Source organism: Streptomyces sp. NPDC092369 (assembly GCF_044755245.1).
Taxonomy (GTDB): domain Bacteria; phylum Actinomycetota; class Actinomycetes; order Streptomycetales; family Streptomycetaceae; genus Streptomyces.
Genome location: NZ_JBIVQP010000002.1, coordinates 774,937 through 795,892 on the forward strand (window position 1 = coordinate 774,937; position 20,956 = coordinate 795,892).

22 protein-coding genes and 1 tRNA gene are annotated in these 20,956 nt (G+C 69.7%); 9 read left to right on the top strand and 14 right to left on the bottom strand.

Annotation, left to right across the window (positions count from 1 at the left end; all coding sequences use genetic code 11):
- Positions 1 to 27: 27 nt before the first annotated feature.
- From ACIQI8_RS13185 to ACIQI8_RS13195, 3 genes are all read right to left on the bottom strand, one after another.
- Complete coding sequence (locus tag ACIQI8_RS13185; protein WP_402348420.1) at positions 28 to 636, bottom strand: TetR/AcrR family transcriptional regulator; 609 nt, start codon at positions 634 to 636, stop codon at positions 28 to 30.
- A 92-nt stretch (positions 637 to 728) separates the two neighbouring features.
- A complete protein-coding gene (locus tag ACIQI8_RS13190; protein WP_402348423.1) occupies positions 729 to 1,364 on the bottom strand; it encodes a hypothetical protein in 636 nt (211 codons plus the stop codon).
- Between the two features lie 47 nt (positions 1,365 to 1,411).
- Positions 1,412 to 2,377, bottom strand: a complete 966-nt coding sequence (locus tag ACIQI8_RS13195; protein WP_402348426.1) for an SDR family NAD(P)-dependent oxidoreductase — start codon at positions 2,375 to 2,377, stop codon at positions 1,412 to 1,414.
- 334 nt (positions 2,378 to 2,711) lie between these two features.
- On the opposite strand from ACIQI8_RS13195, the gene ACIQI8_RS13200 reads away from it, so the two are divergent.
- The 5 genes from ACIQI8_RS13200 (at position 2,712) to ACIQI8_RS13220 (ending at position 6,004) form a co-directional block, all read left to right on the top strand.
- Positions 2,712 to 3,521 (top strand): ABC transporter ATP-binding protein, encoded by an 810-nt coding sequence (locus ACIQI8_RS13200; RefSeq protein WP_402348429.1) that lies wholly within the window; start codon positions 2,712 to 2,714, stop codon positions 3,519 to 3,521.
- A complete protein-coding gene (locus ACIQI8_RS13205; RefSeq protein ID WP_402348432.1) occupies positions 3,518 to 4,279 on the top strand; it encodes an ABC transporter permease in 762 nt (253 codons plus the stop codon). Before ACIQI8_RS13200 ends, ACIQI8_RS13205 begins: the two co-directional genes overlap by 4 nt.
- 15 nt (positions 4,280 to 4,294) lie before the next feature.
- A complete protein-coding gene (locus ACIQI8_RS13210) occupies positions 4,295 to 5,140 on the top strand; it encodes a MerR family transcriptional regulator (RefSeq protein ID WP_402348435.1) in 846 nt (281 codons plus the stop codon).
- Positions 5,137 to 5,373 (top strand): inositol monophosphatase family protein, encoded by a 237-nt coding sequence (locus ACIQI8_RS13215; protein WP_402348438.1) that lies wholly within the window; start codon positions 5,137 to 5,139, stop codon positions 5,371 to 5,373. The genes ACIQI8_RS13210 and ACIQI8_RS13215 overlap by 4 nt, the downstream gene beginning before the upstream one ends.
- Before the next feature lie 289 nt (positions 5,374 to 5,662).
- Complete coding sequence (locus tag ACIQI8_RS13220; RefSeq protein ID WP_402348441.1) at positions 5,663 to 6,004, top strand: hypothetical protein; 342 nt, start codon at positions 5,663 to 5,665, stop codon at positions 6,002 to 6,004.
- 62 nt (positions 6,005 to 6,066) lie between these two features.
- Here the strand turns inward: ACIQI8_RS13220 and ACIQI8_RS13225 are convergent.
- A tRNA-Val gene (locus ACIQI8_RS13225) sits at positions 6,067 to 6,138 on the bottom strand.
- 51 nt (positions 6,139 to 6,189) lie between these two features.
- On the bottom strand, positions 6,190 to 7,854 hold the full coding sequence (locus ACIQI8_RS13230) for an IS200/IS605 family accessory protein TnpB-related protein (protein ID WP_402348444.1): 1,665 nt from the start codon (positions 7,852 to 7,854) through the stop codon (positions 6,190 to 6,192).
- 172 nt (positions 7,855 to 8,026) lie between these two features.
- Here ACIQI8_RS13230 and ACIQI8_RS13235 point away from each other — a divergent pair, with 172 nt between their 5' ends.
- The 3 genes from ACIQI8_RS13235 to ACIQI8_RS13245 all read left to right on the top strand — a co-directional run bounded on the left by ACIQI8_RS13235 (position 8,027) and on the right by ACIQI8_RS13245 (position 10,602).
- On the top strand, positions 8,027 to 8,827 hold the full coding sequence (locus ACIQI8_RS13235; RefSeq protein WP_402348447.1) for a DUF4097 family beta strand repeat-containing protein: 801 nt from the start codon (positions 8,027 to 8,029) through the stop codon (positions 8,825 to 8,827).
- Positions 8,828 to 8,894: 67 nt separating this feature from the next.
- On the top strand, positions 8,895 to 10,265 hold the full coding sequence (locus ACIQI8_RS13240) for a hypothetical protein (RefSeq protein WP_402348449.1): 1,371 nt from the start codon (positions 8,895 to 8,897) through the stop codon (positions 10,263 to 10,265).
- Between the two features lie 115 nt (positions 10,266 to 10,380).
- The gene (locus tag ACIQI8_RS13245; RefSeq protein WP_402348452.1) at positions 10,381 to 10,602 is read left to right on the top strand and encodes a zinc ribbon domain-containing protein; all 222 of its coding nucleotides are present in this window, start codon (positions 10,381 to 10,383) and stop codon (positions 10,600 to 10,602) included.
- A gap of 7 nt (positions 10,603 to 10,609) precedes the next feature.
- Here the strand turns inward: ACIQI8_RS13245 and ACIQI8_RS13250 are convergent, their stop codons facing one another.
- The 3 genes from ACIQI8_RS13250 to ACIQI8_RS13260 are packed head-to-tail and all read right to left on the bottom strand — an operon-like array spanning position 10,610 to position 15,257.
- Positions 10,610 to 11,422 carry an HAD family hydrolase gene (locus ACIQI8_RS13250; protein WP_402348455.1) on the bottom strand — a complete coding sequence of 271 codons (813 nt, stop codon included), beginning with the start codon at positions 11,420 to 11,422 and terminating at the stop codon, positions 10,610 to 10,612.
- Positions 11,422 to 14,052, bottom strand: a complete 2,631-nt coding sequence (locus tag ACIQI8_RS13255) for a phosphoribosyltransferase (protein WP_402348457.1) — start codon at positions 14,050 to 14,052, stop codon at positions 11,422 to 11,424. Before ACIQI8_RS13255 ends, ACIQI8_RS13250 begins: the two co-directional genes overlap by 1 nt.
- A 32-nt stretch (positions 14,053 to 14,084) precedes the next feature.
- Positions 14,085 to 15,257 carry an HpcH/HpaI aldolase/citrate lyase family protein gene (locus ACIQI8_RS13260; protein ID WP_402348460.1) on the bottom strand — a complete coding sequence of 391 codons (1,173 nt, stop codon included), beginning with the start codon at positions 15,255 to 15,257 and terminating at the stop codon, positions 14,085 to 14,087.
- 186 nt (positions 15,258 to 15,443) lie between these two features.
- Here ACIQI8_RS13260 and ACIQI8_RS13265 point away from each other — a divergent pair, with 186 nt between their 5' ends.
- Complete coding sequence (locus ACIQI8_RS13265) at positions 15,444 to 16,268, top strand: TerD family protein (RefSeq protein ID WP_402348463.1); 825 nt, start codon at positions 15,444 to 15,446, stop codon at positions 16,266 to 16,268.
- A gap of 57 nt (positions 16,269 to 16,325) precedes the next feature.
- Here ACIQI8_RS13265 and ACIQI8_RS13270 read toward each other — a convergent pair whose 3' ends face one another.
- The 6 genes from ACIQI8_RS13270 to ACIQI8_RS13295 all read right to left on the bottom strand — a co-directional run bounded on the left by ACIQI8_RS13270 (position 16,326) and on the right by ACIQI8_RS13295 (position 20,884).
- Entirely contained in the window at positions 16,326 to 17,063 is a 738-nt protein-coding gene (locus ACIQI8_RS13270) for a Tellurium resistance (RefSeq protein WP_402348466.1), read from the bottom strand.
- A 112-nt stretch (positions 17,064 to 17,175) separates the two neighbouring features.
- A complete protein-coding gene (locus ACIQI8_RS13275) occupies positions 17,176 to 18,324 on the bottom strand; it encodes a DUF475 domain-containing protein (protein ID WP_402348469.1) in 1,149 nt (382 codons plus the stop codon).
- Between the two features lie 173 nt (positions 18,325 to 18,497).
- Complete coding sequence (locus ACIQI8_RS13280) at positions 18,498 to 19,073, bottom strand: TerD family protein (RefSeq protein WP_123999588.1); 576 nt, start codon at positions 19,071 to 19,073, stop codon at positions 18,498 to 18,500.
- Between the two features lie 120 nt (positions 19,074 to 19,193).
- Positions 19,194 to 19,769: a TerD family protein gene (locus ACIQI8_RS13285; RefSeq protein ID WP_019060360.1), complete on the bottom strand. Its 576-nt coding sequence runs from the start codon at positions 19,767 to 19,769 to the stop codon at positions 19,194 to 19,196.
- A 113-nt stretch (positions 19,770 to 19,882) separates the two neighbouring features.
- Positions 19,883 to 20,341, bottom strand: a complete 459-nt coding sequence (locus ACIQI8_RS13290; RefSeq protein WP_402348474.1) for a peroxiredoxin — start codon at positions 20,339 to 20,341, stop codon at positions 19,883 to 19,885.
- 111 nt (positions 20,342 to 20,452) lie between these two features.
- Positions 20,453 to 20,884 carry a DUF3052 domain-containing protein gene (locus tag ACIQI8_RS13295; protein WP_123999590.1) on the bottom strand — a complete coding sequence of 144 codons (432 nt, stop codon included), beginning with the start codon at positions 20,882 to 20,884 and terminating at the stop codon, positions 20,453 to 20,455.
- Positions 20,885 to 20,956: the final 72 nt, after the last annotated feature.

The window sequence follows — 20,956 nt, forward strand, 5'->3', positions numbered from 1 at the left end:
ACTGGAGTGCGTGATCCGGGGGCCGGGTCACGCCATGACACTGCCGACGTGCCGCAGGTCCGCGATCCCCTGATCGAGCGCGGCACGCAGGTGGGTGGACTCCCCCGTCGACAGCAGGATCGACACGCCCCCTTGGATCGCCGCGAGCAGCGCCGCGGCCCGCATGTCGACATCGACGTCGGCGGGGACCAGGCCACGCGCCTGCAACGCCCGGATGCCCCTGGCCAGACTCTCCTGCCACTGGCGCGTCAGCTCGATCACGATCACCCGCATCCCCGGAGTCGAACGCCCGACCTGATGAAACAGCGACCCGAGCGGACAATGATCCCCCTGCGCCTCATAGCGCTCGACCACGACGTCCCGCCACCGCCCCCAGGCCTCCCACGAGTCGAGACAGCCCAGATAGGGCTGCTGATCCGCCAGCACCTGATCCGCCTCGAACTGGGCCACCGCGACGAGGAGTTCGTCCTTCCCCGCCGGAAAGTAGTGGAACAGCTGACTCTTGCTGGTCCGGGTCCGCGCCATGACGTCGTCCAGCGTCGCCGAGGCAACACCCTTCTCGCGTAGTACGGCCGCGGCTCCCTCGACGATCCGGCTCCGGGTCGCCTTTCCCTTCGCCGTCAGCTCACGACGCATGCCGCACCTCCTGGAAACTGGACTGGACGGTCCACCGTATTGTCCTGGCGACGCGTGCGGCAACCCGCGCCGCCCAACGGCCGCGCCACCCTTCAGCCTCTCTGCCCACCAGGCGTGAACGGCCCGGTCGCGGGAGCTACGCATGTGTCGATGACGGTCCGCTCGCCGGCCGCCGAGCCCCGCAAGCAGAGACGTCCACCCGTCCGGCGCAGGTCGAGGAAGAACCGGGTGGTCGCTCCGGACCGCTTGAGGTCATGGATGCGTTCGTCGACATAGCCGAGGCCGTTGAGGACCTTCCTGACCTCGGCGGGGGTGGGGTCCGCCAGATTCCGGAGCGCCTGGGCGACGCGCTCTTCGTGGCGGGCGCTCGCACACCAGTCGCGAGCGTTCAACTCCACTTCCGGTCCGGCCGTGGGGGCGACGGGCTCGACGTCCGCTGCCACCGAACCGGACGGCGGCGTCGACGCAGGGCCGGTCGGCGGCGCCTCGGGAGGGGCGCTCGGAGGACACGACCGTGCGACTCGGTCCAGCATCGCCGTGAAGGCCGCGTCGGTCCGGCCTCCTGCGCCGACGGCGACCGCGGACTTGCTCCGCTCTCCGCCGGCGCCGGCCTTCTCGGTGCCGCAGGCGGCGAGCGACAGGACGGCAGCGGCTGTCATCACGAGGGGCAGTCGCCGCCCCCGCGAGGAGCGGGCGAACAGGCCGGCCGAGGCAGGGATTCGTCTCATGCGAGCAGTCTTCGATCAAGCCGCCCGGTGCACGTGAGTACGCGTACTCAGGCGGGTGGGACCAGTTGCTCAACCTCTCCGAAGTCGACTCCGGTCAGGTCGCGGCTCGCGGCCCACAGCCGCGCCGCGACGGAAGTGTCGGCGAGGTGGTTCCACACAGGTTCGCGGTGGGGCTTGCCGCGCAGGCCGAAGGCGCGCGGTCCCCACAGCTGTCCTCCGCGCACGGTCGGGTCGAGCACCGCGCGGACCGCGGGCCATGCGCCGGCGTGCTTGCCCTGGACGAGGAGGGCGGCCGGCGCCCCGCCGAGCCGCGCACCGGGGGTCCGCACATGCACCGGCGGCCGTGACGGGGTCAGGGAGTCCAGCGCGCCCCCGGGATGGACCACCACGCTCGCCACCGTGCTGTCGACGGCACGCAGGCGGCGGTCGAGTTCGAGGCCGAAGTACATCTGCGCCAGCTTGGAACGTCCGTAGGCGCGCTTCGCCCGATAGTCCCTCCGGGACTGGAGGTCGTCGAGGTCGAGTCGCTCGGACTTCGCCGCGAAGCTGCCCGTGGTCACGATGCGGGCCGCCGGTGCGGCCGACAACAGCGGCATCAGCCAGTGGGTCAGCGCGAAGTGCCCGAGGTGATTCGTGCCGAACATGAGCTCGTGGCCGTCCCTGGTCTCCCTGCGCGGCGGGTCGTCGAGCGCGACGCCGGCGTTGTGAACCACCGCGTCGAGACACTCGACATCCAGCGATTCCACCGTTGTTCCGAGCGAGGCGAGGTCGGCGAGGTCCAGCCGTACGGCCCGCACTCGCGCGCCGGGGACACGCGAGCGGATCGAGGCCGCGGCGACTTCGGCCTTCGAGGGATCACGGCTGCCCAGTACGACCGTGGCTCCGGTCGCGGACAACTGCTCCGCGACGAAGTACCCGATGCCGGCGTTGCCCCCGGTGACCAGGAAGACGCTGCCATCGGCACGCGGCAGCCGTTGAACGTCCCAGGGCGGGACGGAGGATACGGACGACATTGCGGCGGGGCTCCCTTGCTGTCGAAGGCGGCTGCGGCTGTAGCCGCGACTGCGGCCGCCCTGTGGGCCGGCTGGACGCCCACGGTTCCAGCGGCCCCCGACACATCGCCGACGGATCACCGAGAGCCCCACCCGCCGGCCGACATCCCGCCGACGCGGCACACCCGCGTTGCCTGAGCCTCTCCTGCCACTGACGCATCAGCTCGGCTCTATGTCTCCGGCCACCCACTGCGACTGAGCGGTCTTGACCTTGACGCGGGGTCAACCCTCCATCCTCCCCGTACGAGCCTCCTGGCTGTCGCCCGGAAGAGCTCCGCAAAGGAGGCAGATGACCATGACGACCCAATCGATCGCCGCTCCGGTGATACGCGTGCAGGGTCTGGAGAAGTCGTACGGGAAGCTCGACGTGCTGCGCGGTGTGGACTTCGAGGTGGCGCGAGGCGCCGTCTTCGCCCTGCTCGGCTCCAACGGTTCGGGCAAGACCACGACCGTACGGATCCTCGCCACGCTCCTGAAGGCCGACGCGGGGAGGGTCAGCGTCAACGGCTTCGACATCGCCGCCCAACCGGCGAATGCGCGGGCGTCCATCAGCCTCACCGGTCAGTTCGCGGCCGTCGACGAGATCCTCAGCGGTCGGGAGAACCTCGTACTGGTCGCCAGGCTGCGCCATCTCAAGGACCCGGGCGCGATCGCGGACGACCTGCTGAGGCGCTTCTCGCTGGCCGAGGCGGACGCACGCCGAGTGTCGACGTATTCGGGTGGGATGCGCCGCCGGCTGGACATCGCGATGAGCCTCATCGGGAATTCACCGGTGATCTTCCTGGACGAGCCGACGGCCGGGCTCGACCCCGAAGCGCGCGTCGAGGTGTGGCAAACGATCAGGGAACTCGCCCGCCACGGAACGACGGTGCTGCTCACCACCCAGTACCTGGACGAGGCCGAGCAGTTGGCCGACCGGATCGCGATCCTCCACCAGGGCCGGATCATCGTGAACGGCACTCTCACCGAACTCAAGCGGCTACACCCGCCGACCATGGTCGAGTACGTCGAGAAGCAGCCGACCCTGGAGGAGATCTTCCTCGCGATCATCGGCGGCGACGACAAGAGCGCCACCACCGGCACGACGACCAGGGAGCGACGATGACCGCGTCCTTCTTCGGCGACACCGCCGTCCTCACGGGGCGGACCCTGCGCCATGTCACACGCAGCCTGGACACGGTCATCACCACCGTCATCACGCCGGTCGCCATGATGCTGATGTTCGTCTACGTCTTCGGCGGCGCGATCGACACGGAATCGGCTTCGTACGTGAACTACATGCTGCCCGGCATCCTGCTCATCACCATCGCCTCGGGTGTCTCCTACACCGCGTACCGGCTCTTCACCGACCTGCAGAGCGGGATCTTCGAGCGATTCCAGTCCTTGCCGATCGCGCGGTCCGGTGTGCTGTGGGCACATGTCGTCACCTCCCTGGTCGCCAACCTGATCTCGCTCGTGATCGTCGTGGGCGTCGCCCTGCTCATGGGCTTCCGTACGGGAGCCGGAGTGCCGGCCTGGCTCGCGGTCGCCGGCATCCTGTTCCTGTTCACCCTGGCGTTGACCTGGATCGCCGTAATCCCCGGGCTCTCCGCGGCGTCGGTCGAGGGCGCGGGCGCGTTCGCCTACCCGCTCATCTTCCTGCCCTTCATCAGCTCGGCGTTCGTGCCCACGCAGACCATGCCCGGTCCGGTGCGCCGGTTCGCCGAGCATCAGCCGGCAACGTCGATCGTCGACACGATCCGGGACCTGTTCGCCCAGAGGCCGGTCGGCGACGACATCTGGGCCGCCCTCGCGTGGTGCGTCGGCATCCTCGTGGTGGCATACGTCCTCGCGATGGCCGCCTACCGCCGGAAGATCGCCTGAGGCAGGCTGAGACCCATGCTCACCATCAGCCGGCTCGCGGCGCACGCCGGGGTGACGGTACGGGCGGTACGTCAGTACCACCGGATCGGACTGCTGCCGGAGCCCGAACGCGACCGATCCGGGTACCGGAGCTACGACGCCACCGCGGTCGTACGACTGATCAGGATCCGCACCCTGGCAGAGGCCGGCGTACCGCTGGCCCGGGTGCAGGAGCTCCTCGACGCCGGTCCTGTCGACTTCGCCGACCGCGTCCAGGAGATCGACACGACTCTGCGGGCCGAGATCCGCCGACTGCAGGCCACCCGCGAACGACTCGCCCGGCTCGCCGCCGGAGAGCACCTGGCGCTCCCGCAGAGCGTCGTGGACTACCTCGACCGGCTGCGTGGACTCGGCGTCGAGGAGCGGTACATCGAGATGGAGCGCGACGCCTGGATCATGGTCGCCGCCCAGGTACCGCACCTGATCGAGGCCGTGATCGCCAGGAAGCACGAGCAGTTGGACGACCCTGACATGGCGAAGCTCTACAGCCTTCTCAACGGGGAGTTCGACCGACCGATCGACGATCCACGACCGGTGGACGACCAGCGGCCGATCGACGATCCACGGCCGATCGACGATCCACGGCTGATCGAGATCGCCGACATCGTGGAGCGCCTGATGATGCGCGCCGTGGAGGCCGGCGAGGTGAGTGCCGACGGCTTCGACGACCACTTCGTCGACCTCCTGGACTCGACCATGGTCGAGTCCTCACCGGGCGCCGAGCGCCTCATGGCGATCCTGGAGGAGCGCGGCTGGAGAGGCTGGACCCGCATCGAACGAGTGCCTGCCGACCGGCTCGACACTGAGCCGCCCCCACCGTGATTGGAGTCGCGAGGGCGCCAACTGGGCTGCTGGGAAGCGAAGATGCCACCACGCCACCGCCCCGGAGACCGTCCTCAGCATCCGGCACCTGCCACGGCGGACTCCTCGTCGCGACCGGCCAGTTGGACGCCTTTCTCCTGCTCGGGGCCGACCCCTGGGACATCGCCGCTCTGATCCCCATCGTTCAAGAAGCCGGAGGCACATTCAGCGCTGTCATGGCGTCGGACGCCTGAAAGCAGACCGTTGTGCGACTTCTGAGCGCGCCGACCGGACCGTCTCGGATGACCCACACCCAGGATCCCCACGCGACCTGTTTCGGGAGGTTGCGGTGACTCTCCCGCGCCCCGGACTGCCGCACCCGTCGTTGCGCGACTCAACGACAGCGCGCAGTAGGAACGGGCCCTCTCGGTGCGGTGGGACGAGCAACGTTCGGACGCGTACTCCGGGTTCGGACCGCACCCGTTCGCATGAACCCCGCGAAGGAACTCGCATCCCAAATTCGAACAGGCGTACCATTGCGCCGTGGCTACGACCTACGACTTTCCGAGTGACCTCCTCGCCGGTCAGGAGGAGCTGCATCAGGTCCGGGCCGAGCTGTCGGCCCTGCTCAAGCGGCTGCCCTGGTCGGTCGTACCCCTCGACGGGTTCAGCGACGAGGCAGGCTGGCGCAAGGTGGAGCGCCCCGCCTCCCCCGGCTGGACGCCCGACGAACAGGCCGAGGTGGAGAAGCTCCGCCAACGCGAGCACGAACTGGCCGTCTTCGTCACCACCCACCGCTTCTGGGTGGAGGTCACGCAAGGGGAACGGGTCCAGGCACGGATGCGGCTGAAGCACGCGCACGGGGACGAACGCGACGACACCTGACGCGTCCCGAACGCGGAAGGCCCCGGCCGATACGGCCGGGGCCTTCCGATGTCATTCCGACGTGGGCGCGGACGGTTTCGAACCGCCGACATCCTGCTTGTAAGGCAGGCGCTCTACCACTGAGCTACGCACCCGGGACAGGCCGACAGCCTACATTGCCCAAGGCGCTGCCCCGCAATCCGGTTTCACGGGCCGGGCAGGACTCGTAGCCATCTCTCAGGACCGAGCGGGAGCACGTCCTGTTGCCAGGTCGCGTGCTCGGCCGCGTGCCCCGTGCGGTGCGAGGCACGCTGGTCACCCGCTTTCGCTCCGCCTCCGGGCGGCACGGATCGTGTCCGTGGTCCGGGAGCGCGGGGGCGGGGTCCCTCACGCCTCCGGGCCTCCGGTCCGGTCTGGACGGTCCGATGCCCCGCACGATCACTCCGGTCGTGCGGGGGCGGTGCCGTCCGACGCCGGATCGGATGCCCCAGGGCGCGCCTTCCGATCGCCACGGCTGCCGCGTCGTGGCGAGTGGTCCTACGGGTGGGGGTGGTCAGTGGCCGCTGCCAGTGCTGGGCGCCCCACCGGGAGGTGTACGCCGGATCCACCGCGACGATCGCAATGTTCTGCTCGGCGGCCATCGACACCAGCCGGGCCTTGAGCCTGGCGGTGGGAAAGCGGGAGACGAGGCGGCGGAAGGCCTTGTTGCGGCCGTACCTCTCGCGGCTCGCGCCGTCGCCGAAATCGAGGTCTTCGACGGCGATCGCCCGGGCCCCGGCCCGTCGAGTGTGGTGCAGCAGACGGGTCAGCGCGTGTCGGATCTGGGCATCCCGATGCCGTGTGTTCCCTGACAGGTCGAAGCCGAAGCGCCGGGGTTCGCCGACCGGGTTGCCGTGCGTGTCCAGGTGCCAGGCGGCGAGGTGGTCGTCGTTCATGTCCACTGCTACGACGCCATGGGCCAAGGCCGCCGGAAGAGGCAGCAGTTGGGCCGCGGTGCGCTGCCAGGAAGCGGTCACGTACCAGCGGTCGCGTACGACGTCGAAGTGGATGCGGTAGGCCACCGCCCGGTTCGCGGCGATCCGGTCACGCCACTCCTCGGCCCGGTGGGAGAACGTCACGGACGCCGCCGACACATACCGTCCGTGCCGGGCATTGGCCAGGTGAGCCAGGGCGGCGGGGAGCCTGATCGAGAGCTCGCCGCCGTCGGTGACCCGGATGGTCTCGTTGCCGCAGGGTTTGCCGGACTCCCCGTCCGCGGCCAGGAACATCCGGGCGGCCTGCCACCGTTCCCGCCATGCTTCCCGGCCCAGCCCGGTCTCCTCCACATGGTGGCGCAGGTGGGCGAGCTTCTTGCCGCCGCGGACGATGTGCACCCGCCCGGCCACCAGGTCCGCTTCGAGCCCGGCCAGCCGCTCCCTCAAGGAGTGCAGACGGCGGGCCTTGGCATGCCACTCGGATCGACTCCCGTAGCCACGTACCAGACCGGCCCGCCTGTCCGCGCGGGCCCGCAGCGGCCGGGCCAGCCTCTCCTCGGTCTGCGCGATCTGTCTCCGCAGCCACGCCAGCTGGGCGCTCTGACCACGCCTGGCCAAGGCCCACTGGTCATGCGTGGCCTTGGTGATACTGCCCGCCCATCGTGCCGACGAGGACTCGGTCAGCTCCCGCTTCCGCCGCGCCCACGAGCCGGCGTCGTGGGTCGTGCCCTGCCGGGACCGCACCGCGAGATCCCGTGACGCCAGTGCGCCGAGGAAGCGACCCACCTCGGTCAGCACCGCCTCGTCCACCGACGAGACCCGCAGCCGCGCCCTGATCGCCACCGCGGCAGGACCGGGCACCACGAACGCGGGCGCCACCTTCCGCAGCCCGCTCACGCACACCCCCGCCGACGCCGAAAATCCGTTCGTCGTTTCCAACGACCATCACACGAGTAGGTCACCCCGGGGGTTATCCCCACCCCAGATCCGGGAGCCGCCCGGATCCCCCCGCGGCCCCCCGCTCCGTACGGTCGTAGAGCCTGCACAACCGCCTCAGGGGGAGATCATCATGGACCGCACGCCCACCGCCCGTAGCCGCACCGCCCGTACCCGTGCCGCCCGTACCGTCGTCGCCGTCGGAGCCGTCGCGCTGCTTGTCGGTGGTGTCGCCGCCTGTGGGGCGTCCGCCGGGGACGACAAGGATCCTGATCACCGGACGTTCGCGTTGGAGGGGAAGACGCTCACCGTGGATTCCGACGACTCGGCGTTGGAGATCGTCTCGGCGGATTCGAACGCGGCGGGGAAGGTCGAAGTGACCCGGTGGTTCCAGGGGAGCGTCGCCATCGGGTCGGACCCGAAGGTGACCTGGTCCATGAAGGGTGACCGGCTGGTGCTCAGGATGAAGTGCAGCGGCGTCGTCGCCGACTGCTCGGCCAAGCACCGGATCGAGGTGCCGCGCGGGGTCGCCGTGAAGGTGGAGGACGGGGACGGGAGCGTGCGGGCCCGTGGGTTCAAGGACGCGCTGAACATCCGTACGGGTGATGGGTCCGTGCATGTCACCGACTCCAGCGGGCAGCTCCAGGTGCGTACCGGCGACGGATCCGTGCACGCCGACGTCACCTCGCGGCAGGTGCGTACGCAGACCGGTGACGGCTCCGTGCACCTCGAACTGGGCGCCGTACCGGACCTGGTGGAGTCCCGTTCCGGCGACGGCTCCGTGACCATCGCCCTGCCGCGTGCCTCGTACCGGGTCACGACCCAGACCGGCGACGGGGGCGTGGACGTCTCGGTGCCCCGCGACAGCGGCAGCCCGCATGTCGTGACCGCTCGTACCGGTGATGGAAAAGTCACTCTGAAGACCGCGAACTAACCGGCCCGTGTGTTCGTCCTTAACCGGTGGGAGAATGAAACGAGACACCGGTAACGGGTAAGGACGGATGACAGCTCGGGAGAGGCACGTGACGGCGACACCTGGGAAGCCGTGCTCGCCGTCGGTGCGGGACACCGTCACCCTCCTCGCGCTGCCGCTGGTCGTCGCCCTCGCACTGCCCGTCGCGTTCGCCGGTGGCGGGACCCGGCGCTGGTTCGGCGGGCGGGCCGAGAGTCAGCGGGCCGAGGCGCAGGCCGCGAAGGACGCGGCGGCGGCCGCGTTCTACGAGCTGGACACCGCCCAGCGGGATCTGCGGATCTCGATAGAGACCATCACGGCCGTGGACGACTCGCCGGCCGCCCGGCGCGTGGTCGCCGACTTCGAGGCGCTGGGCCGTCGCATCGACGAGGCCAGTCAGCGGTACATCGAGGCGGTGGACGCGCACGATCTGGACCGGGACGAGCTGGAGGCCTCGGTCGCGGCCCACGCGCGCACCGAACTGACCAAGGCCAAGGACGAGCTGGCGAACGTCAAGCGCGAGCTGGACCGCTTCGGCGACAGCCTCGGCCCGCTGATCGGCAAGGCCGAGACCCAGCTGGCCCGCCTCGCCCCGGCGGTCGAACGGGCCCGGCAGGGTCTGCTCGCCGCGTCGAACGCCCTGGACGCGGTACGGGAGTCGGGACTGCGCGCGGACGATCTCGCGGCCCGGCTCGCCGCCCTCGCCCCCGAGCTGACCAAGCTCAACCAGGGCGCTGGGCAGCACGGCGTGCCGGAGACCCTGGAGCGGGCCGAGCGGGTGGCGCGGGAGGCCGAGGCGGTCCGGGTGGAGGCCGAGCGGCTGCCGGAGAAGGCCGCCGAGATCGACCACCGGCTGGTCTCGCTGCGCACGCGCGCGCAGGCGCTCACCACTCGTGCCGGGCAGGTCGATCCGGTGCTGAGCGAGCTGCGCCGCCGTTTCACCGCGGCCTGCTGGCAGGACCTCCAGCACGTGCCCGACCAGGCCGGGGAGAACGTACGGCAGGCGGAGGCGAAGCTGAAGGAGGCGCAGGCCGCGCGGGACGCCCAGCGCTGGCCGGACGCGACCGCGCTGCTGTCGACGGTCCGCGCGCTGCTGAACACGACGGACGAGTCGGTCTCGGCGGCCGGTGACCGGCTGCGCCGGCTCAACGCCGTGCAGAAGGATCCGCAGCAGGAGATCGACCGCACGCGTTTCGCCATCCGGGACGCCCAGCGGCTGGCCATGACCGGCCGCAGCACCCCCGACCCCCGCCAGGCCCGCCCGCTGGACGAGGCCGTGGCCCGCCTGGACCGGGCGATCAACGGTCTGGAGGGCCGCCACCCCGACTACTGGCACTTCCTGACGGAGACGGAAGCGGTCCGGCAGTCGGTGGCACGCGTGGTCGCGCAGATCCGGGAGGAGCGCGGCGGCGTCCACTGAAGGGTGGGGGCGTCCGCTGAAGGGTGTGGGGGCGTCCACTGACGGTGGTACGGCCGTCGTACGACGGTTTCCCCTGTCTGTACGTCGATCCCGTGCCGCCGGTTAACCTGTGCCCATGCCTCGCTACGAGTACCGCTGCCGTACCTGCGGCGACACGTTCGAACTGAACCGCCCGATGGCCGAGTCCGGCGCGCCCGCCGACTGTCCGGCCGGCCACGACGACACGGTGAAGCTGCTGTCGACGGTGGCCGTGGGGGGCGGCAGCAAGTCCGCCCCCGCGCCCCAGGCGGGCGGCGGGGGCGGCGGCGGTTGCTGCGGCGGGGGCTGCTGCTCCTGACCTGCGCTCAGCGGGCCGCGCCGGACGCCTTCAGGAACTCCCGGAGGATCCGTTCGCCGGCCAGCACGCCCCGTTCGGGCAGCGCGGTGATGCCCGGGGCCGCGAACTCCGTCTCGGCCAACTCCCCGTGCCCCGGCCGCCATCCGCGGTCCGCGGCCAGCAGCAGGTCGGCGTCGAGGAGCGAGTCCCCGGCGGCCAGGGTCAGTTCGGCTCCGGTGCGGCGGGCGACCTCGTGCATGGCGGCGCTCTTGGTGAGCGGCTTGGGGACGGCGTAGATCTTGCGGCCCTGCAAGGAGACCGTCCAGCCACGGTTCTCGGCCCAGGCGGCGAGCTCCTTCACCCACTCCTCGGGCAGCAGCTCGCGCTCGACTACGAGGTAGGCGAACAGGTCCTCGGCGTTGCGCTGCTTGCGCAGCCACAGGGGGTCGGCGGAGGACGCGAGGTAGTCCTCGATCTCTGCCAGCGGGGCGCACTCGTCGGCCAGCCGCTCCGTCACGCGCGCGTGCCAGTCCGGGTCGGAGGCTCCGTCGACGAGCAGGTGGCCGCCGTTGGCGCAGATCGCGAACTTCGGTTCGGGTCCTGGCAGGTTGATGCGCTGGTACTGCTTGCGGGTCCGGGTCGTCGTGGGTACGAAGACCGCCGCGTCGCCGAGTTCGGTGAGCAGCCCGGCCGCCGTCTCCGTCATGAAGGACAGCGGTCTGCTCTCGTGCACCTCGACGCAGAGCAGCCGGGGTGCCCGCGCGTCGGGCATGGTCAGCGCGAGGGCCGCCGCGGAGTAGATGAGCGTACGGTCGAGGTCGCTCGCCACCAGTACCGGCATCAGACCGCCACCGCCTTGCCGTCGGCGCCGGTCGCGCCGCGGGTGAAGCGGGGGTGGATCAACCCCACGCAGGTGTACGGGAGTTCGTCGACCTCCTCGACCGGTACGCCGCGTTGTTCGGCCAGCAGGCGTACGTGGTCGAGGTCGGCGCCGGCGCCTGCTCGGGCCAGGATCTTCCAGGGCACTCGGCGCAGCAGCACGCGGGTGGTCTCGCCGACGCCGGGCTTGACGAGGTTCACGTCGTGGATGCCGTACTCCTCGCTGATCCGCTCGACTGCCGCCCAGCCCTCCCAGGTTGGCGTGCGGTCGCCGGAGAGCAGCTCCTTGGCCTGGGCGTCGACCGCGTCCGTGACCTCGGGGAAGCGGGCCGCGACGGCGTCCAGGAAGTCCACCGAGACGTCCGCGCCGGCAAGTTCGCGGTAGAACTTGGCGCCGTGGAAGTCGTGCGGGCCGACCAGGTCGGAGCGCAGGACCGTGCGTGAAATGAGGCCCGATACGGTCGAGTTGAGGCAGGCGGAGGGGATGAGGAAGTCCGCGCGGGTGCCGTAGGTGCGTACGCACGAGCCCGGGTCGGCCAGTACCGCGATCTCCGGGTCGAAGCCGGTGACTCCCTCGGCGGCCTCGAACTCCCTTACCGCCTGGGTGAGTTCGCGGGTGATGGCGCCCTTGCCGGTCCAGCCGTCGACGAACACGACGTCGGCCGGGTCGTGGTGGGCGGCCAGCCAGCGCAGCGCGTTGACGTCGATGCCGCGGCCGCGCACGATCGAGACGGCGTAGTGCGGCAGTTCGACGCCGTGCCGGAACTGGGCCCAGCGGCGCATCAGGACGCCGACGGGGGTGCCGGCGCGGGCCAGCGAGACGAGGACCGGGCGGGGCGAGCGCTCGGCGAGCACGATCTCGGTGACGGCGCCGACCGCTTGCGCGATCCGGGTGGCGGACGTCTCGAGCGCCGCCTGGAAGAGCTCCTGGTACTGCTCGCTGGGCTGGTACTCCACGGGCAGCGACTCCGCGTAGTGCGCGCCGCCGCTCTGGATGGCCTCCTCGCGCTCCTCGGTCGGTGCCTCCAGGGTGACGTCCGAGAGGTCCTGGAGCAGCCAGCCGACCTCGTCGGGCGGGTACGAGGAGAACGCGGGGCCGCGGAGGGGCTCGGGCAGCATCGGGGGCCTTTCGGGGACGTACAGGGGCTCGGGTACGTAGGAGGGGACGACCGCGAGCAGGATCTGCGGGGCGTGTGCCGCGAGCTGGGCCAACAGGCCGTCCGGCGCGTGCAGTTCGGGGGTGTCCGCGGTGGAGTCGACGACGGCGACGACGGCGTCGAAGCCGGGGGCGCTGCCGCTGGCGGCAACGTTGTAGGCGTAGCGCTCACCGGGGCCGTCGGGCGGGGTGTCGTGGGCCGGGAAGACTATGCGGTTGCGTATCGCGTAGCCGGGGTCGTCGACGGCGAGGACGGGTGAGCGGGTGGTGGTGGAGTAGCGGACCTCGGCGTCGGCGACCTGTTCGAGTTCGCGGGCGAGTCTGAGGGGGGCGTACATCAGCTCTTCGAAGCCGAGTATCAGGACGCGGCGGGCTTCGGCCGGCAGCGATTCCGCGAGGCGGGCGGCCATGGCGGGGAGGGCGTTCTCGAGGCGGGCTCGGTGGGCGGGGGTGAAGCCGTGCCTTCCACCGTCGGGGAGGCCTCGCGGCCAGCAGAGGTCGACGCGGTCGATGCGGCCGGGGGTGGTGCCGGTAGTGGTCGGGTGCGGGCCGGTGGGGGCCGGTCGCGCAGTTCCCCGCGCCCCTGGGGGGTTGCGGGTCGGGTCGGCCTCGACGGTCAGGTCGGCTCCGGCGCTCAGATCGCCTTCGCCGTCAACGCCCCTGTCTTTTAGGGGCGCGGGGAACTGCGCGACCAGCCCAGACGGCGCGTCAGACGACCGACTACCTGCCGTCTCATACCGCGCCACCAACTCCTGCCCCTTCTCCAACACCCCCTCCGGGAGCCGCACGGTTCCAGAAGCAGCCGCGACCAGATCAACCCTCGCGCCTATCTCCCGCGCGAAATCCTCCAGCCGCCCCGAATCCGCCGCCGACCTCATGTCGACCAACGCCACTACGACATACCGCCCCCGGGGATAGCGATCATGCAGGTCCCGGATGGTGTTGAGTACCGTGTTCCCCGTGGAGAACTCGTCGTCCACCAGCACCAACGGCCCGTCGCCGACGAGGAGTTGGGGATCTTCCGGCAGCAGGAGGTGCGAGGTCGCGTGGGAGTGGGCCTCCTCGAAGCCGCCCGCCGTGGCGACCCCCGCGACCGCGCGGCGCGTGGAGTGGAGGTAGGGGGCGAGGCCGATGCCGTCGGCGACGGAGTGGCCGAGGCCCGTCGCCGTCTCCGCGTAACCGAGGACGACGGCGGCGCGGGACTCCTCGGTGCCCAGGAGCTCCCGTACCCGGCGGCCGAGGGCGAATCCGTAGCCGTAGACGACGGACGGTGCCTGCGGTACGTGCTTGCCGAGCACGTTGGAGACCAGGAGATGCGCGCGCTTGGGGTTGCGGCGCAGGGCGAGGCCCAGCAGGTCGGTCAGTTTGGTGTCGCCCACGAGTTCGAGCCCGAGTCGCTCGGCGACCCAGGTCCCGGACCAGACCCCGTTGTTCACTGCGTTGATGACGATTCCCTAGTTAGTGAGACTCAGCCGGGGATGCCCGCGGCGAGCAGGTCCACGAAGCTGACGTCCTCGTGCGCGACGCCGAAGACCTCGGCCCGCAGCATGGTGCGCTCGGCCCAGGCGCGGTGCGGCTTCACCTCGTTCATCTTGTTCGTGTAGGCCGACCGAAGCACTCCGCCGCCGTCCCGGCCGGGTCGGACGATGTCCGCGGCGTCGCTGAACTCCTCGTGGCTGACCACGGACAGCGCGTGGACGGGCAGGACGTGGGAGGGGTGGATGCAGGTCTTGCCCATCAGGCCGTTGGCCTGGTCCAGGGAGATCTCCCGCAGCAGCCCGTCCATGGCGTGTTCGATCAGTTTGATCCGCAGCTCGACCGCCTGTCCCTCCAGGAAGGGGCTGGTGCGCAGCATCGGCTTGAACATGCGCTCGGGGACGCGGAAGTACTCCCACACCGGTCCGGTCACCGTGAATCCGGTGCCGTCGGCCCGGCCCAGCATGTTCACCACGTCCGAGATCACGGAGGCGATGACATGGACGTCGTACGCCGTCATGTCGGGGGCGCGGCGCAGGCCGTAGGAGGAGCAGAAGTCGGTGACGCCGAGGCGCAGGGCGAGGACGCGGTCGCGGTACTTGTCGACGGCGCGGAAGATGCCCTCCAGGGTCTCCACGCGGGACTCGCGGTACAGCAGCTCGGGCGATTCGAGGACGGGCATGGCGAACAGCCGGCGTCCGCTGAAGGTCTCGGCGCTCGCCAGGGCCTCCAGGAACGGGATGCCGCGCTCCTCGGTGAACTTCGGGAAGACGAATCCGGACAGCAGCCGGACGGTCACGCCGAGGCGCTGGACGAGGTCGGGGATCTGCTCGGGCGTGCGCACTCTGATGAACAGCAGCGGGACGCCCACGCCCGCGTCCGCGCGTGCGTCGAGGTCGGCGAACTGCCGGACGAGGTTCTCCTCGCCGGCGGCGACGTCCGCGTCATCGATCGAGTCCTCCAGGCACAGCACCATCGAGACCACGCCGAGTGCCGCCTGCTTGACGATGTCGTCGGCGAGCCGCGGTCTGGTGGCAGGGCTGTAGAGCGTGGCGCCCAGGGCCGCGGAGAGCAGCCGGGCCGGGGAGTCGGCGGTGAACTCGCACGGCTCCTGATGGAAGAGACGCTGTCGCACCTCAGGGGCGATGTGCCCGAAATGACGCATAAAACTCCCCCGTGGCGCAAGGTGGGCCTGTGGATTCTGGGAACAGGTGGCCGGTAATAGTACGTATGGACCCATGTCAAGGGTTCCCGTCGGTCATGAATTTCTGGTAACGCCAACGGGCACAACGGTGGTGGGCAGTGGGCCCCCGCATTGTCGTGACCAGGACCGAGAGGGCAGGATGACCGCATGACGCACGCGATGCTGAAGGGATCGAACGTCCCGCTGGAAGCCACCACGGTGCGCGCCGTGCTGCGCTGGACGCCCGGGCAGGGGGTTCCGGACGTCGACGCCTCCGCGCTGCTCCTCGGCCCCGACGGTCGTGTGCGCTCCGACGAGGACTTCGTCTTCTACAACCAGCCCCGGCACCCTTCCGGGAAGGTCTGGTGGCTCGGCAAGAAGCGTGCCGCCGAGGGTCCCACCGACACGATCCAGACAGATCTGGCCGGTGTCGAGCCCGCCATCAGCCAGATTCTGGTGGTCGCTTCGGCGGAGGACGTCACCTTCGACCGGGTACAGGGGCTACGCATCCTGCTGTACGACGCGTCCGTCGCGGACGGCGAGCCGCTGCTCCACTTCGACATCAAGCCGGAGACCGGCAAGGAGACGGCGCTGATCTGCGGCGAGCTCTACCGCCGCGGGGAGGGCTGGAAGTTCCGCGCCCTGGGCGAGGGCTACTCGAACGGTCTGCGAGGGCTCGCGACCGTCTACGGCATCACGGTGGACGAGTCGGAGACCGCCCCGGAGCCCTCCCAGCAGGCCCCGGAGGTGTCGTCCCCGCTCCAGCCGGACGTCCCCGCCCAACCGCTGCCTCCGGAGCAGCCGGCCACGGTCCCGGCCCAGCCGGACTACGGCTATCCGCAGCAGCCGCCGGCCACCCAGCCCGCGTACGGCTACCCGCAGCCCACCAGCCAGCCGGCGTACGGCGGCTACGGCTATCCGCCTCCGGTGACAACGGCACCCGCCCCGGACGTCCGGCTGCCTCCTCAGGGGCCGCAGTTCATCCGGCCCTGAGGGGCGCCTGAGGGGCCGGAGCGGCACGGGTGAGGGCGCGCCCGGCCGGTGAGGCCGTCAGCGCTCCGCCTTCGCCTTGTAGCCCCGGCCCCACTGCAGTCCCCATCCGTACAGCCGGTCCAGTTCGGCCTGGAAGCCGTAGACGAACTTCACCTCGCGGCGCACGACCAGTTCGCCCTTGATGTTCTCGATCATCACGACCGCGCAGGAGCGGGCCTGGGGGTGGCGTTCGTCGAGGTGGATCTCGATGCGGGGGCCGTTGCTCGGGTAGAGCGTGACGCTCGCGTGGGTGCGGTCGAACGCCGGGGTCTGGTCGTAGATGTAGACGAAGACCAGCAGGCGCTTGATCTCGTCCCGGTGGTCGAGGTTGATGTACATCGTCTCGCCGGACGCCGAGCCGAACCGGTCGTCGCCGCTGAGCTTGACGTACGGCGGTCCGTTGGTGTCCCCGAGGTAGCCGCCGAGGGGTTGTACGACGCCCTTGGAGCCGTCCATCAGTTCGTAGAGGCAGCCGAGGTCGAGGTCGACGTTGACCATGCTCTGGCTGTGGCCCATGACCTCCGGCGGCTTCAGGGCCTTGAAGGGGTGCCGCAGCAGGGACTCGCGGGGCGAGCCGCCTATGTCGGAGGTCCGCATCCGCCAGTTCAGGTTGACGCGCAGGTGTCCGGTGGCCGCTCCCTGCTTGGTGAGGGAGACCTGATGGTGCCGTTTGGTCAGCTCGATGGCGTTCGTGGCCGCGCTGCCGGAGTCGAACTCGCCCTTCCGGCCACCCAGGATTCCGTCGAAGAAGCCCATTCCCGCCCGCCCCCAAGTCCACCGTGTTCACGGCGCTCACGTGGAAAAACCGGCGGGGCGGCCGGAGGCTTCCGGCCGCCCCGCTGAGAGCGTTCCCGCCCTCTGAGGGGTGTCACACCCCGGACGGGACCTCAGTCTTCTCGTCCGTGCCCGTCGCTTTTCCCTCTGCCGCTGCCAGGGCTCGGTTGCGGCGGACGGAGGACCAGAAGGACCAGCCGATCAGGACCACGCCGACGAGACCGGTGATGACCTCGTTGATCTGGTACTGGATGGTGACCATGAGGATCACGGCCAGCGCGCCGATCGCGTAGTGCGCGCCGTGCTCCAGGTAGACGTAGTCGTCCAGCGTGCCCTGGCGGACCAGGTAGACGGTGAGCGATCGGACGTACATCGCGCCGATGCCCAGGCCCAGCGCCATCAGGACGATGTCGTTCGTGATGGCGAACGCGCCGATCACGCCGTCGAAGGAGAAGGACGCGTCCAGGACTTCGAGGTAGAGGAACATGAAGAAGGCGGCCTGTCCGGCCAGGACGACCGGCGGGCGCTTCTTGCCGGTGCGTTCCGCCTCTTCCTCCTCCTCGTGCTCGCGTTCCTCCGCTTCTTCGAGGCGGTCCTCGAAGAAGCCGGAGAGCCCGCCGACGACCATGTACGTGATCAGGCCGGCGATGCCGGAGATCAGCACCGTCTGTGCCTTGTCGGCGTGGCCGCCGCCGTGCTGGTGGGCGTGCGTGGCGAAGGTGAACGCGGTGATCAGCAGGACGATCAGGGCGATGCAGACCGACAGCATGTCGACCTTGCCGAGCTTGGCGAGCGGGCGCTCGATCCAGCGCAGCCACTGGATGTCCCGGTCTTCGAAGATGAAGTCGAGGAAGATCATCAGCAGGAACATGCCACCGAACGCGGCGATCGCCGGGTGCGCGTCGGTGACCAGTTCCTGGTAGTGGTCCTTGTTGTTGAGTGCGAGGTCGACCGCGTCGATCGGGCCGATCTTCGCGGTGACGGCGACGATCACGACCGGGAAGACCAGCCGCATGCCGAAGACCGCGATGAGGACACCGACCGTGAGGAAGATCTTCTGCCAGAAGGCGGACATCTTCTTCAGGATTCCGGCGTTGACCACCGCGTTGTCGAACGACAGCGAGATCTCGAGAATGGAGAGGATCGCGACAATGCCGAAGGCCTCCCACCCCCCGTAGAAGACCGCCGCGACCAGGCCGATCGCGGTAATCGCGAACGACCAGCCGAAGGTTTTCAGAAGCACTGGCTACCCAATCCTGTATGTACGGGTCTCCCCCGCGCCGTACTCGGCTTTACTCACTGTTGACCACGAAGTCTAGGGCTTCGCTCACCGGCCGGAACAGTAGGGGCGTCCGGCCGAGGAAGGCGCAGGTCGGAGGGGGCGCCGGCAGGGATCGGGCCGTGGCCCGGCGGACCTTACGAAACGTTGACCCCGAAGTCGAGGGCGATGCCGCGCAGCCCTGACGCGTACCCCTGGCCCACGGCGCGGAACTTCCACTCGCCCTGGTAGCGGTAGAGCTCGCCGAAGATCATGGCCGTCTCGGTGGACGCGTCCTCGCTGAGGTCGTAGCGGGCGAGTTCCTGGCCGTCCGCCTGGTTGACGACGCGGATGAAGGCGTTGCTGACCTGGCCGAAGGTCTGGCCGCGGTTGTCGGCGTCGTGGATGGAGACCGGGAAGATGATCTTGTCGCAGGTGGCCGGCACCTTCGGGAGGTCGACGATGATCGACTCGTCGTCGCCCTCGCCCTCACCGGTGAGGTTGTCGCCGGTGTGCTCGACGGAGCCGTCCGGGCTCTTGAGCTGGTTGTAGAAGATGAACCACTCGTCCCCCATCACCCGCCCGCCGGTGCACAGCAGCGCACTGGCGTCCAGGTCGAAGTCGGCTCCGGTGGTGGAACGTGCGTCCCAGCCGAGCCCGACCAGAACCTGAGTGAGGTTGGGTGCGGCCTTGGACAGGGAGACATTGCCCCCCTTGGCGAGCGTGACGCCCATAGTGCTGGTCCTCCCCGAGGTGATGCTTCTTTGGTTGTCCTGCGCCTCCGGCGCCGCACCCAAACGGTGCGGCGCCGGACGATTGCCCTGAGGGCGTCACAGCTGCCGAGGCGGCGTCCGTCAGACGTTGACGCCGAAGTCCTGGGCGATACCGCGCAGGCCCGAGGCGTAGCCCTGGCCGATGGCGCGGAACTTCCACTCCGCGCCGTTGCGGTACAGCTCGCCGAAGACCATGGCCGTCTCCGTTGAGGCGTCCTCGGAGAGGTCGTAGCGGGCGATCTCGGCGCCGCCGGCCTGGTTCACCACGCGGATGAACGCGTTGCGGACCTGGCCGAAGGACTGCTGGCGGTTCTCGGCGTCGTAGATGGAGACCGGGAAGGTGATCTTGTCGACGTCGGCCGGGACCGCCGCAAGGTTTACCTTGATCGCCTCGTCGTCGCCCTCGCCCTCACCGGTGGTGTTGTCACCGGTGTGCTCGACGGAGCCGTCCGGGCTCTTGAGGTTGTTGAAGAAGACGAAGTTCGCGTCGCTGGCGACCTTGCCCGCGCTGTTCAGGAGCAGGGCGCTGGCGTCGAGGTCGAAGTCCGTGCCGGTCGTGGTGCGGACGTCCCACCCCAGACCGACGATGACCGCGGTCAGGCCCGGGGCCTCCTTGGTCAGTGAAACGTTGCCGCCCTTGCTGAGGCTGACTCCCACGAGTCCTCCATGTGGTTAGTAGGGGCGGGGAGCCCCGACGTGCGTTGCTATCGGATCAACGTCTCGATCCTAGTGACGGGTTCCCGTACCACGCAGGCCCTGGAACCGAACAATCACAGGGTGTCGAGCGCCTTGACGTACGAGTTCAGGTCGCGGGCGTCCGGGAGGGCGTTGACGACGGTCCAGCGGACCACGCCCTCCTTGTCGATGACGAAGGTGCCGCGCACCGCGCAGCCCTTGTCCTCGGCGAAGACGTCGTAGGCGCGGGAGACCTCGCCGTGCGGCCAGAAGTCGCTGAGCAGCGGGTACTCCAGACCCTCCTGCTCGGCGAAGACGCGCAGGGTGTGGATGGAGTCGTTGGAGACCGCGAGCACCTGGGTGTCGCGGTCGGTGAACTTCGGCAGGTTGTCGCGCACCTCGCACAGCTCGCCGGTGCACACGCCGGTGAAGGCGAAGGGGTAGAAGAGCAGGACGACGTTCTTCGCGCCACGGAAATCGGAGAGCCTCACGGTGGCGCCGTGGTTGTCCTTGAGCTCGAAGTCAGGGGCCTTGTCGCCGACCTGGATCGCCATTGTCGCGGTTGTCCCTTCGATGAGGCCGTTCGGGTGGCCTCCCACCCTACGCAGCGATCACCGGGAACCGGCGGACGGGCCGGGCGAACCGGCCCGTCCGGGGTCAATGGGTCACTTCTTGGACTTGGCTGCCTTCGGCGTCACCAGCCGGCTGCCGCTCCAGTCCTTCCCCACGCTGACGCTCTTGGAGGCCGACAGCCCCGCCGTCGTCGCGGCTTCGGAGATGTCGCTGGGCTCGACGTATCCGTCACGGCCGGTCTTCGGCGTGAGGAGCAGGATCGAGCCGCCTTCCTCGATGTACGTGGTGGCGTCCACCAGCACATCGGTCAGGTCGCCGTCCTCGTCGCGGAACCAGAGCACCACGGCATCGGCGACGTCGTCATAGTCCTCGTCCACAAGGTCGCTGCCGATGACTTCCTCAATGGCCTCGCGGAGCTCCTGGTCTACGTCGTCGTCGTAGCCGATCTCCTGGACCACCTGCTCGGGCTGGAACCCCAGCCTCACGGCAGGGCTCGTCTCCGCGTGGTCCGCGGTCGCGCTCACGGGTTGCCTCCTGATCATGTCTTGATGAGTGTCTCAGCGTCGCGCAGGCGCGAAGCATTGGCCGTAGTCCAC

Excerpts from the sequence above, each read along its gene's own strand:
- ACIQI8_RS13245 (WP_402348452.1), top strand. The coding sequence starts at position 10,381 with ATGCCTCGCTACGAGTACCGCTGCCGTACCTGCGGCGACACGTTCGAA.
- ACIQI8_RS13250 (WP_402348455.1), bottom strand. The coding sequence starts at position 11,422 with ATGCCGGTACTGGTGGCGAGCGACCTCGACCGTACGCTCATCTACTCC.
- ACIQI8_RS13195 (WP_402348426.1), bottom strand. The coding sequence starts at position 2,377 with ATGTCGTCCGTATCCTCCGTCCCGCCCTGGGACGTTCAACGGCTGCCG.
- ACIQI8_RS13185 (WP_402348420.1), bottom strand. The coding sequence starts at position 636 with ATGCGTCGTGAGCTGACGGCGAAGGGAAAGGCGACCCGGAGCCGGATC.
- ACIQI8_RS13260 (WP_402348460.1), bottom strand. The coding sequence starts at position 15,257 with ATGCGTCATTTCGGGCACATCGCCCCTGAGGTGCGACAGCGTCTCTTC.
- ACIQI8_RS13190 (WP_402348423.1), bottom strand. The coding sequence starts at position 1,364 with ATGAGACGAATCCCTGCCTCGGCCGGCCTGTTCGCCCGCTCCTCGCGG.
- ACIQI8_RS13290 (WP_402348474.1), bottom strand. The coding sequence starts at position 20,341 with ATGGCGATCCAGGTCGGCGACAAGGCCCCTGACTTCGAGCTCAAGGAC.
- ACIQI8_RS13280 (WP_123999588.1), bottom strand. The coding sequence starts at position 19,073 with ATGGGCGTCACGCTCGCCAAGGGGGGCAATGTCTCCCTGTCCAAGGCC.
- ACIQI8_RS13235 (WP_402348447.1), top strand. The coding sequence starts at position 8,027 with ATGGACCGCACGCCCACCGCCCGTAGCCGCACCGCCCGTACCCGTGCC.
- ACIQI8_RS13240 (WP_402348449.1), top strand. The coding sequence starts at position 8,895 with ATGACAGCTCGGGAGAGGCACGTGACGGCGACACCTGGGAAGCCGTGC.
- ACIQI8_RS13265 (WP_402348463.1), top strand. The coding sequence starts at position 15,444 with ATGACGCACGCGATGCTGAAGGGATCGAACGTCCCGCTGGAAGCCACC.
- ACIQI8_RS13210 (WP_402348435.1), top strand. The coding sequence starts at position 4,295 with ATGCTCACCATCAGCCGGCTCGCGGCGCACGCCGGGGTGACGGTACGG.
- ACIQI8_RS13200 (WP_402348429.1), top strand. The coding sequence starts at position 2,712 with ATGACGACCCAATCGATCGCCGCTCCGGTGATACGCGTGCAGGGTCTG.
- ACIQI8_RS13205 (WP_402348432.1), top strand. The coding sequence starts at position 3,518 with ATGACCGCGTCCTTCTTCGGCGACACCGCCGTCCTCACGGGGCGGACC.
- ACIQI8_RS13270 (WP_402348466.1), bottom strand. The coding sequence starts at position 17,063 with ATGGGCTTCTTCGACGGAATCCTGGGTGGCCGGAAGGGCGAGTTCGAC.